The sequence below is a fragment of the Xanthomonas sp. 3075 genome (assembly GCF_014197275.1).
Lineage (GTDB): Bacteria > Pseudomonadota > Gammaproteobacteria > Xanthomonadales > Xanthomonadaceae > Xanthomonas > Xanthomonas campestris_B.
Window position 1 is genome coordinate 131042 of sequence record NZ_JACIFI010000003.1, and the last position, 13734, is coordinate 144775.

The 13734-nt window shown below is 67.6% G+C and carries 12 protein-coding genes; 4 read left to right on the forward strand and 8 right to left on the reverse strand.

What is annotated here, in order from left to right; all coding sequences use genetic code 11:
- Positions 1-69: 69 nt before the first annotated feature.
- Positions 70-825 carry a DUF6065 family protein gene (locus GGR62_RS04215; protein WP_184406725.1) on the reverse strand — a complete coding sequence of 252 codons (756 nt, stop codon included), beginning with the start codon at positions 823-825 and terminating at the stop codon, positions 70-72.
- A gap of 99 nt (positions 826-924) precedes the next feature.
- Here GGR62_RS04215 and tldD point away from each other — a divergent pair, with 99 nt between their 5' ends.
- On the forward strand, positions 925-2370 hold the full coding sequence (gene tldD, locus GGR62_RS04220; RefSeq protein WP_184406726.1) for a metalloprotease TldD: 1446 nt from the start codon (positions 925-927) through the stop codon (positions 2368-2370).
- Between the two features lie 158 nt (positions 2371-2528).
- On the opposite strand, the gene yjgA is transcribed toward tldD, so the two are convergent.
- Positions 2529-3110: a ribosome biogenesis factor YjgA gene (gene yjgA, locus GGR62_RS04225; protein ID WP_184406727.1), complete on the reverse strand. Its 582-nt coding sequence runs from the start codon at positions 3108-3110 to the stop codon at positions 2529-2531.
- A gap of 199 nt (positions 3111-3309) precedes the next feature.
- Between yjgA and pmbA the strand changes: the two genes are divergently transcribed.
- Positions 3310-4677: a metalloprotease PmbA gene (gene pmbA / locus GGR62_RS04230; RefSeq protein WP_184406728.1), complete on the forward strand. Its 1368-nt coding sequence runs from the start codon at positions 3310-3312 to the stop codon at positions 4675-4677.
- A 363-nt stretch (positions 4678-5040) separates the two neighbouring features.
- The gene (locus tag GGR62_RS04235) at positions 5041-5430 is read left to right on the forward strand and encodes a DUF4870 domain-containing protein (protein WP_184406729.1); all 390 of its coding nucleotides are present in this window, start codon (positions 5041-5043) and stop codon (positions 5428-5430) included.
- Between the two features lie 66 nt (positions 5431-5496).
- Here the strand turns inward: GGR62_RS04235 and GGR62_RS04240 are convergent, their stop codons facing one another.
- The 6 genes from GGR62_RS04240 to GGR62_RS04265 form a co-directional block, all read right to left on the reverse strand.
- The gene (locus GGR62_RS04240; protein WP_184406730.1) at positions 5497-6594 is read right to left on the reverse strand and encodes a M35 family metallo-endopeptidase; all 1098 of its coding nucleotides are present in this window, start codon (positions 6592-6594) and stop codon (positions 5497-5499) included.
- A 657-nt stretch (positions 6595-7251) separates the two neighbouring features.
- Positions 7252-8127 (reverse strand): polyprenyl synthetase family protein, encoded by an 876-nt coding sequence (locus GGR62_RS04245; protein ID WP_184406731.1) that lies wholly within the window; start codon positions 8125-8127, stop codon positions 7252-7254.
- A 1-nt stretch (position 8128) separates the two neighbouring features.
- The gene (locus GGR62_RS04250; RefSeq protein WP_184406732.1) at positions 8129-8392 is read right to left on the reverse strand and encodes an exodeoxyribonuclease VII small subunit; all 264 of its coding nucleotides are present in this window, start codon (positions 8390-8392) and stop codon (positions 8129-8131) included.
- 44 nt (positions 8393-8436) lie between these two features.
- The gene (gene tilS, locus GGR62_RS04255) at positions 8437-9756 is read right to left on the reverse strand and encodes a tRNA lysidine(34) synthetase TilS (protein WP_184406733.1); all 1320 of its coding nucleotides are present in this window, start codon (positions 9754-9756) and stop codon (positions 8437-8439) included.
- A gap of 205 nt (positions 9757-9961) precedes the next feature.
- Positions 9962-10498 carry a WG repeat-containing protein gene (locus GGR62_RS04260; RefSeq protein WP_260305462.1) on the reverse strand — a complete coding sequence of 179 codons (537 nt, stop codon included), beginning with the start codon at positions 10496-10498 and terminating at the stop codon, positions 9962-9964.
- Positions 10499-10521: 23 nt separating this feature from the next.
- The gene (locus tag GGR62_RS04265) at positions 10522-12240 is read right to left on the reverse strand and encodes an alkaline phosphatase (RefSeq protein WP_184406734.1); all 1719 of its coding nucleotides are present in this window, start codon (positions 12238-12240) and stop codon (positions 10522-10524) included.
- Positions 12241-12386: 146 nt separating this feature from the next.
- Between GGR62_RS04265 and GGR62_RS04270 the strand changes: the two genes are divergently transcribed.
- The gene (locus GGR62_RS04270) at positions 12387-13727 is read left to right on the forward strand and encodes a dicarboxylate/amino acid:cation symporter (protein ID WP_184406735.1); all 1341 of its coding nucleotides are present in this window, start codon (positions 12387-12389) and stop codon (positions 13725-13727) included.
- Positions 13728-13734 lie beyond the last annotated feature (7 nt).

A 13734-nucleotide genomic window follows, 5' to 3' on the forward strand; every position in this document is an offset into this window, starting at 1 on the left:
TCTTCTCCACCTCGTGCGGGCAGTCGGCCCGCTGCATCGAGTGCCGGGTGCGCTGATGCGCTGATGGACTCAACCGACCGGACCGTCGCCGTCGCTGTCGGCGCGCGTGAACATCGGCAGCCGTAGGCGCGCGCGGTGGCCCTGCACGGGTGGCCGATCCGCGCCAGCCACACCGCGAAAATAGCCGCGCTGCCATTTTTCGCGGGCCGCCGCCGATTGCGCATCCGGCAGCTCGTCGAGAAAACGGGTGCGGCTGCGCGTCCAGTCGGCATGTTGCTGCGCCAGTTCCGGCGCCTCGGACAAGGGCTTCCACTGCGGCTGCACCTGTTCGATCAGCTGTCGCGGCAACGGGAACAGATGGCAGAACGGCTCGCCTGCGTCGAAGCGCACCCGCCCGGGCCGGGTGAACTTCCAGTTCATGGTGAAGGTGTAAGGGCTCCAGTCGGTTTCGACCATGCCGCTCAGCGCGCCGATACCATCCTTGGGCCGGTTCAAGGGCCCGGTGACGAACAGATCCATGCCTGCATCGGTACGAAACAGGCACGGCACGTGGAAGGTCAGCACGCCGTAGCCGAAATGGCTGATCGCCGGTGACGCGCTGCCGACATCGGCGGCGATCTGGATGGCATCCAGACCATCGCTGCCGTTCCAGCTGGCCTCGAAACCGGCCTGGCACAGCAGCTCCCAGCCATGCGTGTTGGCGATCGCCAGCGGCAGGCAGCGGTAGGCATAACGTTGGTCGGTGGCGTCCATCCAGTCGCGCTCGTGCGGGGCGGGGCGGATGTCCAGCGTGTGGCCATCCAGGACGTGGGCAGTGAGCTTCATGCGCGGGCGTCGGCGTGGCGATGGGCCCGCGATGATAGCCGTGCGGCATGTTCAGCCGAACGACTTGTCTCCCCGGCGCGCGGGCCCCATCCTGACTGCATGACCGATAACGCTCTCACTCTGGCCGAAACCCGGCTGCTGCTTCCCTCCGGCCTGGATACCGGCCATCTCGACCGCACCTTCGGCGCCCTGCTGGGCCCGGGCATCGACTTCGGCGACCTGTATTTCCAGCATTCGCGGCGCGAGAGCTGGAGCGTGGAAGACGGCATCGTCAAGGACGGTGCGCATTCCATCGAACAAGGCGTCGGCGTGCGCGCGATCTCCGGCGAAAAGACCGGCTTCGCCTACTCCGACGACATCCAGCGCGAAGCGCTGTTGGAAGCGGCGCAGTCCGCGCGCGCGATCTCGCGCGACGGCGGCGCGCAATCCACCCGCACGCTGGTGCGCGGCGGCGGCCGCGCCTTGTATCCGGCCACCGATCCGATCGACGACATGGACAGCGCGACCAAGGTCGAGCTGCTGCGCCGCATCGACCAGTACGTGCGCGCCGCCGACCCGCGCGTCAAGCAGGTGATGGTGAGCCTGTCCGGTGGCGTGGACACGGTGCTGATCGCCCGCAGCGATGGCGTGCTGGCGGCCGACGTGCGCCCGCTGGTGCGCTTGAACGTGCAGGTGATTGTCGAACACGGCGGGCGGCGCGAATCCGGTTATTCCGGCGGCGGTGGTCGTTATGGCTACGCCGAATTGTTCGCCGACGGCCGCCCGGAAGGTTTTGCGCGCGAAGCGCTGCGCCAGGCGCTGGTCAATCTGGATGCCATCCCCGCGCCGGCAGGCGTGATGCCGGTGGTGCTCGGCCCGGGCTGGCCCGGCGTGCTGCTGCACGAGGCGGTCGGCCACGGCCTGGAGGGTGACTTCAATCGCAAGGGCACCAGCGTCTACGCCGGCCGTATCGGCGAGCGCGTGGCCTCACCGGGCGTGACCATCGTCGACGACGGCACCCTGGACGGCCGCCGCGGCTCGCTCAACATCGACGACGAGGGCACGCAGACGCAGTGCACCACGTTGATCGAAGACGGCGTGCTGGTCGGCTACATGCAGGACACCCACAACGCGCGCCTGATGGGCGTGGCGCCGACCGGCAACGGCCGCCGCGAATCGTTCGCGCACCTGACCATGCCGCGCATGACCAACACCTACATGCGCGCCGGCCAGCACGACCCGCAGGAGATGATCCGCTCGGTGAAAAAGGGCATCTACGCGGTCAACTTCGGCGGCGGCCAGGTCGACATCACCAGCGGCAAGTACGTGTTCTCGGCCACCGAGGCCTACCTGATCGAAGACGGCAAGGTCACCGCGCCGGTGAAGGGCGCCACGCTGATCGGCAACGGCCCGGAGACCATGCAGAAGGTGCGCATGATCGGCAATGACCTGGCGCTGGACGAAGGCGTGGGCGTGTGCGGCAAGGACGGGCAGAGCGTGCCGGTCGGCGTCGGCCAGCCGTCGCTGTTGATCGACGGTATTACGGTTGGCGGAACGCAGGCCTGAGATGCGGGGATTCGGGAATCGGGATTCGGGATTCGGGAATCGCAACAGCGGGGGCTGCGGGGTGTGGTGGATTCCACTTGGGTGGATCCGGGAGCAGGGATCTGGGATTGGCAACGGCAGGGATCGCCGTTTCGGGGCTGGATGGATCGGGCGGAGCCTTATTCGTCGTCTTCCGACGCCGATTCTTCGTCTTCCAATCCCGAATCCCCACTCTCCAATCCCGGCTCCTGAGACAGCTCTCTCAGTACCTGGAACAGCTCGCGGTAGGCGCGCGGGGGCTTGTTCTTGGCGCGTTCGTGGATCGCGTTGCGCACCAGCTGACGCAGTTGCTGGCGATCGGCGGCCGGGTAGGCTTCCAGCAGTTCGGCCAGCGCGACGTCGCCTTCGGCGAGCAGGCGCTCGCGCCAGCGCTCGACGCGGTGGATCGCGGCCACTTCGCGGCGCGCGGTGTCGCTGTTGGCATCCAGCGCATCGCGGATCGCTGCCAGCGTGTCGTCGTCCTCGCGGCGCATGTGCTTGGCCAGAAACGCCAGCTGCCGCTTGTGCGCGATATGCGAGGTGATGCGCTTGCTCTCTTCGATATGCGGGATCAACGACTCGGGCACCGGCAACTTGGCCAGCTGCGCCGGGGTGAGCGCCACCAGCTTTTCGCCCAGGTCGAAAATTTCCAGCGCCTCGCGCCGTTGCTGGCTGCGGCTGGCGCCACGAAATTCACCGGTATCTTCATCGCGTCCGCGCATTGCCACTACATCCCGAAACTTGGTTAGTTAAATTTCCGGCCACGAACGGCCGGACTCCGGCGGAAGACTCCGCACCAAATTCAGACACTGCGGCCATGGATGGCCGAGCTTTCTGCGGAAGGATCCGCATCCAAATTCAGACAGTCCGGCCATGATGGCCGGGCTTTCGCGGACGGATCCGCATCCAAAGGATAAAGCATTGAACGCACTCTCCTCCGAAACCCGTGTCACCGACGACAGCCTGCAGCGCCTGGATGCACTGACCGATATCTCGCAACGCCTGCTCGAGCGCGCCCGTGCGGCCGGCGCCACCCAGGCCGAAGTGAGCTGCAGCGAAGAGCGCGGCCTGGACGTCAATGTGCGCCTGGGCGATGTGGAAACGGTCGAATCCACCCGCGACCGCGGCATTGCGGTGACGGTGTACTTCGGCAAGCGCAAGGGCAGCGCGAGCACCGCCGATCTGCAGGATTCCAGCCTGGAGTCCACCGTCGCGCAGGCCTGCGCGATCGCGCGCTACACCGAAGACGACGTGGCCGCCGGCCTGGCCGACCCGGAGCTGATGGCGCGCGACTTCCCCGAGCTGGACAGCTGGCACCCCTGGGCGCTGGACGCCGACACGGCGGTGGACCTGGCGCTGGCCTGCGAGACCGCCGGCCGCGACGCCGATGCCCGGATCAGCAATTCCGACGGCGCCTCCGCCAGCACCGGGCTCAGTCTGTCGGTGTACGCCAACTCGCATGGCTTCATCGGCCGCGAGCGCGGTACCCATCATTCGATCAGCTGCGCGCTGATCGCCGGCCAGGGCGACGGCATGCAGCGCGACGGCTGGTATAGCAGCGCGCTGGCACGTGAAGACCTGGAAGCGCCAGACGCGATCGGCCGCCATGCCGCCGAACGCACCCTGGCACGTCTGCAACCGCGGTCGTTGCCGACCGGCCAATTGCCGGTGCTGTTCGCGCCGGAAGTGGCGCGTTCGCTGGTCGGCCACCTGCTCGGCGCCGTCTCCGGTGGCGCGTTGTATCGCCGCGCCAGTTTCCTGCTCGACAGTGTCGGTACCACGTTGTTCCCGGACTGGTTCAACATCGAAGAGCTGCCGCATCTGCGGCGCGGCCTGCGCTCGGCCGCGTTCGATGGTGAAGGCGTGGCCACGCGGCGTTCGGCACTGATCAGCGACGGCGTGCTGCAGCGGTATGTGCTGGGCAGCTACTCGGCGCGCAAGCTGGGCCTGCAGACCACCGCCAACGCCGGTGGCGTGCACAACCTGCAGGTCACCGCCAACGCGGGCGATCTGGCCGCGCTGATCGGCGGCATGTCGCGCGGTCTGCTGGTCACCGAGCTGATGGGCAACGGCGTCAATCCGGTGACCGGCGATTATTCGCGCGGTGCGGGTGGGTTCTGGATCGAAAACGGTGCGATCGCCTATCCGGTCGATGGCCTGACCATCGCCGGCAACCTGCGCGAGATGTTCGCCGGCATCGAGGCGGTCGGTAACGACGTGGACCCGCGCTCGCACGTCAAGATCGGCTCGGTGCTGATCAACCGCATGACCGTGGCCGGCGATAGCTGAACCGGCGATCCCGGCTGAGGTCTGCCATGCCTGACGGGCATGGTCGGCGGGCTGCGGGCTGGGCGGGGCGGGGCGGGGCGGTGCAGCAACGCCGCCTGGGCGTTCGGCCAGCCGAGCGCGTGCGCAGTCTGGACTCCCCGCCCCAGCCGCACGGCGGGTGCCTGTCCAGGTCGCAGCGACAACGGGTCGAACCCGACACCGCTGCGCCATGCCGCAACACTCTCGCTGGCGTCATCGCCTAAACGGAGGATGCGTGCTATCGCCCGTGGTAGGTCACTCAAACCAGACCATGTCTTCCTGCACTGGTCGTAGCCTGAATCGTTGTTATAGTCGGCCGCACCACACCCATGCATGGAAGACAGGATGAGCGACTTCGAGACACACACCGCACCGCCGCCGCCGCCGACCGGCACCAGCACGCCGTCGGAGGAGCGCACCCTGGCGCTGGCCGCGCATCTGCTCGGCATTCTGACCTCGGTCATCGGCGCCCTGGTGATCTGGCTGATCAGCAAGGACGCCAGCCCGTCCAAGCCGTTCGCCACCGATCAGGCCAAGGAAGCGCTGAATTTCCAGATCACGGTGATCATCGCGTACGTGGCTGCGGTGATCCTGGCCATGGTGTCGTTCGGCATTCTGTTCTTTGTGCCGACCCTGGTGTGGGTCGCCAACCTGGTGCTGTGCATCATGGCCGCGGTCAAGGCCAATAACGGCGAGCATTACCGCTATCCGTTCACGCTGCGCCTGATCAAGTAATCCGGCCGCGTAACGCAAAGGCCCGGCATCGCTGCCGGGCCTTTGTCGTTTCAAGCGATGACGCGATCAGTTCTGCGCCGGGGTGTTCTCGGCGAAGTACTCGTGGCTGTCGGCGTTGGTGATCGCCTGGGCCGGGTTGCTGATCGCCAGGCTGCGCGCGCCGGACTGACCATAGACGCGGTCCTGCGTGCCGGCCACCACGGTGAAGTGGCTGGTCTCGTGCACCAGCGTGCCGGCCTTGGAGTCGGTGCCGGTTGTCGACGCACTCCAGAACGCGTTGCAGACATGGATCTCGTACGGCTGGTTCGGATAGACGTAGGCGAAGGCGTCCGCCAGATCCGCTTCGCAGCTGCAGTTGATCGTCAGCTGGCCGTTGTTCTGGTCCAGCGCGTTGTCGATGTTGACGAAGTTGGAGCTGACCCGGCTGTAGCGCGAGGCGTTGTAGGCGCCGAACCAGGTGGTGTAGCGCGCGCCGGTGCTGCCGCCGTTGAGGTAGGTACGCGCGTTCTGCGAGTAGTTGCGTGCGGCAGTGACGGCACTGGCGGCCTGGTTGGTGCGCGTGGTGCTGCAGTTGAGGTAGTTGATGCCGTTGACCACGGCGGTCGGGCCGACTGCGAGCTGGCGCTGTACGCCACGACGTGCGCCGTCCAGCCAGACGGTGAGCGGGGTGCTGGTGGCCACGGCCGGCTGTCCGTTGGCCGCTTTCATCAGGCTGCCGTCGGCCAGTGAGGCGTATTGCAGCGACGAACGTACCTGGATGGTGTAGTTGCCGCTCGTGGACAGGTCGTAAGCGCCCGCCAGATCGACCTCGCCCTGCACGCTCTGGCCGGGCTTGAGGATGGTGAAGTCGGCCGCTTTGGGCAGGCCGCGCTTGACCAGACGTCCGGTGTAGGCCACCGGCGCGCCGTCACGGCTCACTTCCAGGATGCCGTTGTCCAGCGACTGCAGCGGCAGCTGATAGGTTGGCACGCGGGCGATCTGGCTGCCGTTATTGGTGACAGTCACCGCGATCTTGCCCTGGTGTCGCCCGGCCTGATCGGCAACCGGTGCCAGTTCGATGGTCAACGGAACCGGGCCGCGCGCGGACTGCGCCTGCGCCGATCCGAGCACGCCAACAACGGCCAGCGTGCCTGCTGCAAACGATGCGAAAAAAACGTTCTTCACCAGTGACTCTCCATGAGGTCGGGGGATGTCCGCGAACGCGGACACGTCAACCTAGGCAGAGTGAACAGACGCAACAAGAGAGCCAATTGATGCCGCATTTGACCTGTTCATGGTCACTGAATGACAAATGCGGACACGGATGATGACAATTCAGCTGAAATTTGCGTATCCGTTCACGCTTTGCAAGCCATCCGCATAAATTCCTGTGTGAAAAGTTACGTAAAGAGAAGTTTCATTTTGTGACGCGGTACGTCGCTTGCGTGAGGGCGCTCAACGCTTGCGCCGTGCACTGGCGCACGCTGTGCGCAACCGGCGGCTGCGATCGTTTGAACGACGCCGTTGCCCAGGCGTACGAGAGCGTGCGATGCGAGTCCGCTGGCAGCACGGGAGCGGCCGTGTCCTGTCCATCGGTTCCTGCGACATTGGCCGCCGTGGCTGCGGGCTGCGCTGGCGTGATCGGTCGTTCGTGCGCGGATCGGTGTCGGTGCCCTGTTGTCTGCCTACGGGCGCCATGATCATGGCGCGCACGGCTCTACCCATGCCGGCCGATGACTGCGCATGCGCTGGTGACTGGGCGTGGGTCTGGCGCAGGGCGCCAGCACCAGAGGCGCCGCGCGGCGGTACCGGCGGCGCGGTCGCCTGAACGAACGCAATGCTCTAGTGCGCGCGGTCCACCGCAAACCGGCCCAGCGTCGCCAGGGTGTCGCCGGGTGGGCCGTAAGGCTGCAGCACGTCGTGCATGCGCGTCGCCAACTCGGCCAATTTCGCCTTGGCACCGTGCATGCCGAGCAGGGCCGGGTAGGTGGACTTGGATTGCGCCGCGTCCTTGCCGACGGTCTTGCCCAGCTGTGCCGAACTCGATTCCACGTCCAGGATGTCGTCGCGCACCTGGAAGGCCAGGCCCAAGGCATCGGCAAAGTCGTCCAGGCGCTGCTGATCGGCGGGTGCGGCGCCGCCGGTCAGCGCGCCCATGCGCACCGCAGCGCGGATCAGCGCACCGGTCTTGAGCGCATGCATGCGTTGCAGATCGGCGAGCGATTGCAGCTGACCGGTGGCATCGATATCCAGCGCCTGACCGCCGCACATGCCGGCGGCGCCTGCAGCCGTGGCCAGGCTCTGTAACCAGCCGACACGCAGCTCGGCGCTTGCCGGTGCGCTGGCCAACAGCTCGAACGCGCGCGTCTGCAAGGCATCGCCGGCCAGGATTGCAGTGGCTTCGTCGAAGGCGATGTGCACGGTGGGCTGGCCGCGACGCAGCGCGTCGTCGTCCATCGCCGGCAGGTCGTCGTGCACCAGCGAATAGGCGTGGATCAGCTCCACCGCCACTGCCGGCGTATCCAGGCGCTCTTCCTCGGCGCCGAACAGCGTGCCGGTGGCGTACACCAACAGCGGCCGCATGCGCTTGCCACCACCGAGCACCGCGTGACGCATCGCGGCGTGCAGCCGCTGTGGCGCCAGCACCGGGCTCGGCAGGCAGGCGTCCAGGCTGCGTTCGGTGCGGGCGATCCAGTGGTCCAGCAGCGCGGAACTCACCTCAGCCGCCGTCCAGCGACGGCGGTTCGAAGGCTTCGGCAAGCTCGGGACGTGCAGGATCGGTCAGCATCCGCACGCGCAGCTCGGCCTGTTCCAGCGCCTGCTGGCAATCGCGGTACAAGCCGATGCCGCGCTCGTAGGCGGTGAGCGATTGCTCCAGGCTCAGCTCGCCCACTTCCATCTTCTGCACCAGCTGTTCGAGTTCTTCCAGCGACTGTTCGAAGCGGGCAACCGGGGATGTTTCGTTCGATGATTTCTTGACCATGACTAAAGTGTGCGGCGCGCACGCAGGTGGGTCAATGAATTCGCCTAGGTGCCGCTGCACCATTCCAGGCGCGCGTGGTTGTGCTGCAGCCAGGCGTGCAAGCTGGCCGAGACGACGCGATCGCCAGCGGCGAGCACCGTGTCGTGCGTGCATAGGATCGGCAGGCGTTGCCGCTGCCACGGCGGCAGGTCCAATGCCTGCAACAGGTGTTTGAGCTGGTGCGAATGGCTACGTTGCGGCAGCACGATGCGTTCGCCGCCCTGGCGCGCGCGCACCAGCAGCGGCTGCGCAAACCGCAGGCCGGGGCTGCCATGCAGGCGCAACTGCGCGCCATCGGGCAGCGCAAGCGGAGTTTGCCCATCCCATTGCGCTTGCCACTGCGCTGGCCATTCCGCGCACGGGCGATGCAGGAACAGGCACTGCCGCCAACGGCGTACTTCGACCTGCTGCCAGGCGAAACGGGTATTCCGGTCCGGAGCGTCGTTGGCGATCTCGGTGTCCAGCGCGGCGACGCCGTGCGCGGGCAGCGGCGGCGCGCCCGCTGCGCTGACCCAGGCGCGCAGCAGGCGCGGTCTGCGTGTGGCCGGTTGGGTGCGCAGCCGCCGCAGGTCCAGCGCGCCGTCGCTGGTCAGCAGGCCGGGCAGCAGCGCCAGATCTTCGTGCAGCAGCAGGTCGCTCGCATCGGCGCACAGCTGCGCGCTGCGCGCCAGCGCGTCGGCGGCGTGCGGCCAGCGCTGGCGCAGCAGCGGAAGCACCTGCAGGCGCAGGAAGTTGCGGTCGAAGCCGGGGTCGGCGTTGCTTGGGTCTTCGATCCAGCGCAGTGCGTGCCGCTGCGCGTACGCCTGCAAGGCGCTGCGCGGCAGCGCCAGCAGGGGACGCCACAGCTGGGCGTGGCCGAAGTCGCGCAATGGCCGCATCGCCGCCAGCCCGTCCGGGCCGGAGGCACGCAGCGCGCGCAACAGCAGGGTTTCGGCCTGGTCGTCGCGGTGCTGCGCCAGCGCCAGCCATTCGTCGGCGGCCAGCGCCTGGGCGAAGGCTGCGCGGCGCGCCTGTCGCGCCGCTGCCTCCAGCCCGTCGCCGCTGTCGCGCGGTACCTGTACGTGCAGGACCTGCAACGGGAGCGACAGCGCAGCGCAAAACGCGGTGCAGTGCGCGGCCCAGGCGTCGGCGTCGGCATGCAGACCGTGGTGGACGTGGACCGCGCGCAGCCCGGCACGCCGGTAATGCGGCTGTTGCGCCAGCGCATGCAGCAGCACGCTGGAATCCAGCCCGCCGCTGAAGCCGACCAGCACGGCGGCCGGCGCAGGCTCGGGCAGGGCGGCGGTTACCTCGCACTGCGGTGCGGGATGGGAGCGGGTGGTCATCGCACTACTTTAGAGGCTGGCACGATGGCAGCGAAGCGCATCGGCGCTGCGCCGCCGCGTCCAGAGGGCGGCCGCCGTTCTACTGTCGCAGGACACTGCGATCGCCGGCCGTTGCCGCCCCGCCCGGCGACGGCCACGCGCACGCATCGCCACATCGGGATCGCCGCGTTAGCGGGGCGGCTGATCGCCCTTGCCGCGGTCTGACTCAATGCTGCGGCTGCGCTACCTCGCGGTTGCGGCGGTCGATGTAGTACCAGCGCCCGCCCTGCATCGGTGTGTATCCGTTGATGTCGGGCGTGCCCGGGCGGCAGCCGTCGCAGACCCGGGCCACGCCGTTGGCGAACGGCCAGGCGTAGCCATGGACCGGCGGGACCACTTCGCGCAGCCGCAGATCGTAGAAGCCGATACGGCCGTGGAAGACGCCGCGGGTGAGACCTTCGGTGAAAGCGTCCGGGCCGTTGTCCGACAGGATCACCGGCAGGCTGCTGCCGTCGGCGCGCACGTAGTAATACTGGTCCTTGACCAGAAGGACGGACAGGCCGTCGGCATCGAAGCGCAGCTGTTGCGCTACGTGCGACGACAGCCGCAGACGCCCGTCGCTGCCGACGCTGCAGCCGGGCACGATGGCATGATCGGCATTCGGATCGCCCAGTCGGCAAACTGCCTCGTCCTGCGCCCATCCTGAGGGCGCAATGACCACCGCCGCCAACGTGAGCAACGCCAAGCCTGCCCATCGCGGCATCCGGGGCCGCTTCGGCGATCGGATCATTTGGCAGCGGCGGCCGTCGTCTCGGCCACGAACGCGTCCGCTGCCGGCAGTTGGACCGGCACGCCGGCGCTGTCGCAGGTACCGGCCTTGCACAGGCGCTGACGCAGGCGCGGGGTGGCCTGGACGATGACGTGGTAGATCACGTTCTCTTCCAGCGTGCCGCGAAACGCCGCGCTGCCCGGACCGGTCGCCCAGATGCCGACGTCTTCGCCGCCGTGGCTCTCGGACTTGGTCGGCACCAGCGATTCCTGCATGTAGCTGGGCGCTTCGGTGTCGACATGGGTCAGGTCGGGGCGGCCGTGGGCCGGCTCGTTGCTGCTGGGTTCGTGTGGGTATTTCTTGGGGCCGGCCGGTTGCGCATTGCTGGCGCCGGTGTAGCCGGGGCCATTGGCGTAGCTCAGCGTGGTGTAGGGCTGGCCGGTGATGTCGGTGGCCAGTTGGGTGCGGTCGCCCTCTTCGCCGCCGGTGCCGCGCACCTTGCCCAGGATCGGGTTGCCGCGCACCGGGTAGCCGACGAAGTTGAGCGTGTGCGAATGGTCGGCGGTGACGATGATCAGCGTGTCCGGCGGCGCGGTCTGCACGGCGGTGCGCACCGCATCGGACAGCGAGACGGTTTCGTCCAGCGCGCGGTAGGCATTGCCGGCGTGGTTGGCGTGATCGATGCGGCCGCCTTCGACCATCAGCACGAAGCCATTGGGGTCGCGCGACAGCGACTGGATCGCGGTGCGGGTCATCTCGGTCAGGCTCGGCTCGCCCTCGGGCGTGCGGTTGCGGTCGTGATCGAACTGCATGTGGTCAGGCTCGAACAGGCCCAGCAGCGCGGGTGCGCCGGCGGCCGCGTGCAACTGCTGCGCGTTCCAGACATAGGCGCCCTGCGGGTGCGCCTGTTTCCACTCGGCGACCAGATCGCGACCGTCCAGGCGCAGGCCGACCTTGTCGTCGTATTCCGGGTCGCGCTCCTGCACGGTCTGGAACTGGCTGCGCCCACCGCCCAGTACCACCTGCGGGCCGCGGCCGTAGCGCGCGGTCGACAGCAGTTGCTGGGCGATGTCCTGGCAGCCGGCAGTGCGTGCGGCCTCGGGCAGGTCGGTATCGTTTTCCCAGTTGCGCTCCGGCGAATGCGCATACGTCGCCGCCGGGGTGGCGTGGGTGAGGCGGGTGGTGGTGACCAGACCGGTGGCCATGCCGGCGCTGTCGGCCAGTTGCAGCCAGCTCAGCAGCCCCTTGCCCAGGCTTTCGGCGCAGTCGCTGCGGCTGCCGCTGCTGACGCCGATCGCGCCCATGTGCGACTTCACGCCGGTGGTGATCGCGGTCATGGTGCCGGCCGAATCCGGTGTCTGCGAATCGGTGTTGTAGGTCTTGCTGAAGGCAGTCGCGGGGAACTGCTCCCACGACAGCAGGTTCTCTTCGCCCGGCCCGCCCTTGCGCTGACCATCGAGAATGCGCGCTGCCGCCACCGTGGTCAGGCTCATGCCGTCGCCCAGGAACAGGATCACGTTGCGCGCCCGGCCGGCCATGGCGCCATTGCCGGCTGCACGCGCCGCGCCCGAGCGATACCACCACTGCGGCGTCTCGCCCGCAGGGTGCGTCACTTGCGGCACCTCCACGCGCACGCCGGCGGGTGCCGATGCGGAGGTGCCGGTGGTGGCGGCGCAGGCGGCCACGCACAGCGTGGTCAGGGCGGCGAGGGCAGGCAGGCGATAACGCATCGGCATCTAACTCGTGACTGAATCAACGCGCATTATGCCGGGATGCCTGGCGTCACACAGATGACACACCGCTGTTCCAGCCGTGGCCTCGCGGGCAGCGCGGGCCTGGGCTATGGTGCATGCACTTCCCCCCCCCCCGGATGATTCGACGCATGACATTGGTCTCGGCCTGGTTGCGCATTCCGTTCTGGCAACGCGTGGTGGCCGGCTTCGTGCTCGGCGCGCTGGCCGGCTGGGCCATGGGCCCGGCGGCCGATGTGTGGTTCGGCCCACTCGGCGATCTGTACGTCACCCTGATCAAGATGATCGCGATCCCGTTGGTGTTCTTCGCGGTGATCAATGCGATCTCCTCGCTGCACGGGCAAAAATCGGTCGCCGCGCTCGGTGGGCGCACGTTTCTATGGTTCGTCATCACCGCGGCATTGGCGGTGGGCGTGGGCCTGGCCGTTGGCACCTTGATGCAACCGGGCGCCGGTCATTTCAGCTTGAGCGTGGACTCGGCCTGGAAACCACGCGATGTGCCCAGCCCGATCCAGGTGCTGCTGGACGTGGTGCCCTCCAACCCGTTCTACGCACTGACCGGTATCGGCACCAAGACCAACGCGGCCGGCGAAACGGTGCTGGCGGCCGGGCGCGGGTCGATCCTGCCGGTGATCTTTTTCGCCGCGCTGCTGGGCTTTGCGATGGTCAAGCTCGGCGAGCGGGTGGCCGAGGCGCGCAAGCTCACCGGGCAGCTGAGCGACATCATGATCCAGGTGACGCGCTTCGTGCTGGAGATGACCCCGCTGGGCACCTTCGGGCTGATTGCCGGCCTGGTCGGCAGCTATGGTTTCGAGAAGCTGCTGCCATTCGGCAATTTCGTGCTGGCGCTGTATGTGGCTTGCGCGATCCATATCATGGTGGTCTACAGCAGCCTGTTGCTGTTGCACGGATTGAATCCGTGGAAGTTCTTCCGCGGCGCCGCGCCCGGCATGCAGGTGGCGTTCGTCAGTTCGTCGAGCTTTGCGGCGATGCCGGTGGCGATGCGCTCGATCACGCATAACCTGGGCGTCAGCAAGGACTACGCCGCGTTCGCGGTGCCGCTGGGCGCCAGCATCAAGATGGATGGCTGCGGCGCGATCTTCCCGGCCTTGTGTGCGGTGTTCATTGCCCAATACACCGGCGTGCCATTGACCGCCAATCAATACTTCGTGGTGTTGATCGCCTCGGTGCTCGGCAGCTTCGGCACCGCCGGCGTGCCAGGCACTGCGGTGATCATGGCCACGGTGGTGTTGAGCGCAGCCAACCTGCCGCTGGAAGTGATCGGGTACCTGTACGCCATCGACCGCATCCTCGACATGATGCGCACCATGACCAACGTGACCGGGCAGATGCTGGTGCCGGTGCTGGTGGCAAAGGAAACCGGCCTGCTCGACAAGGAGGTCTACGAATCGGCATCCACCAACGTGGGGCTGGAAGATCCGCCCGCCGACAACGCCAAGCCGCTGCGCTGAGCGCAAC

What these genes read in the sequence shown, in the direction of transcription:
- GGR62_RS04215 (WP_184406725.1), bottom strand. Translation starts at nt 825, where the DNA reads ATGAAGCTCACTGCCCACGTCCTGGATGGCCACACGCTGGACATCCGC.
- tldD (WP_184406726.1), top strand. Translation starts at nt 925, where the DNA reads ATGACCGATAACGCTCTCACTCTGGCCGAAACCCGGCTGCTGCTTCCC.
- yjgA (WP_184406727.1), bottom strand. Translation starts at nt 3,110, where the DNA reads ATGCGCGGACGCGATGAAGATACCGGTGAATTTCGTGGCGCCAGCCGC.
- GGR62_RS04235 (WP_184406729.1), top strand. Translation starts at nt 5,041, where the DNA reads ATGAGCGACTTCGAGACACACACCGCACCGCCGCCGCCGCCGACCGGC.
- GGR62_RS04250 (WP_184406732.1), bottom strand. Translation starts at nt 8,392, where the DNA reads ATGGTCAAGAAATCATCGAACGAAACATCCCCGGTTGCCCGCTTCGAA.
- tilS (WP_184406733.1), bottom strand. Translation starts at nt 9,756, where the DNA reads ATGACCACCCGCTCCCATCCCGCACCGCAGTGCGAGGTAACCGCCGCC.
- GGR62_RS04260 (WP_260305462.1), bottom strand. Translation starts at nt 10,498, where the DNA reads ATGCCGCGATGGGCAGGCTTGGCGTTGCTCACGTTGGCGGCGGTGGTC.
- GGR62_RS04265 (WP_184406734.1), bottom strand. Translation starts at nt 12,240, where the DNA reads ATGCCGATGCGTTATCGCCTGCCTGCCCTCGCCGCCCTGACCACGCTG.
- GGR62_RS04270 (WP_184406735.1), top strand. Translation starts at nt 12,387, where the DNA reads ATGACATTGGTCTCGGCCTGGTTGCGCATTCCGTTCTGGCAACGCGTG.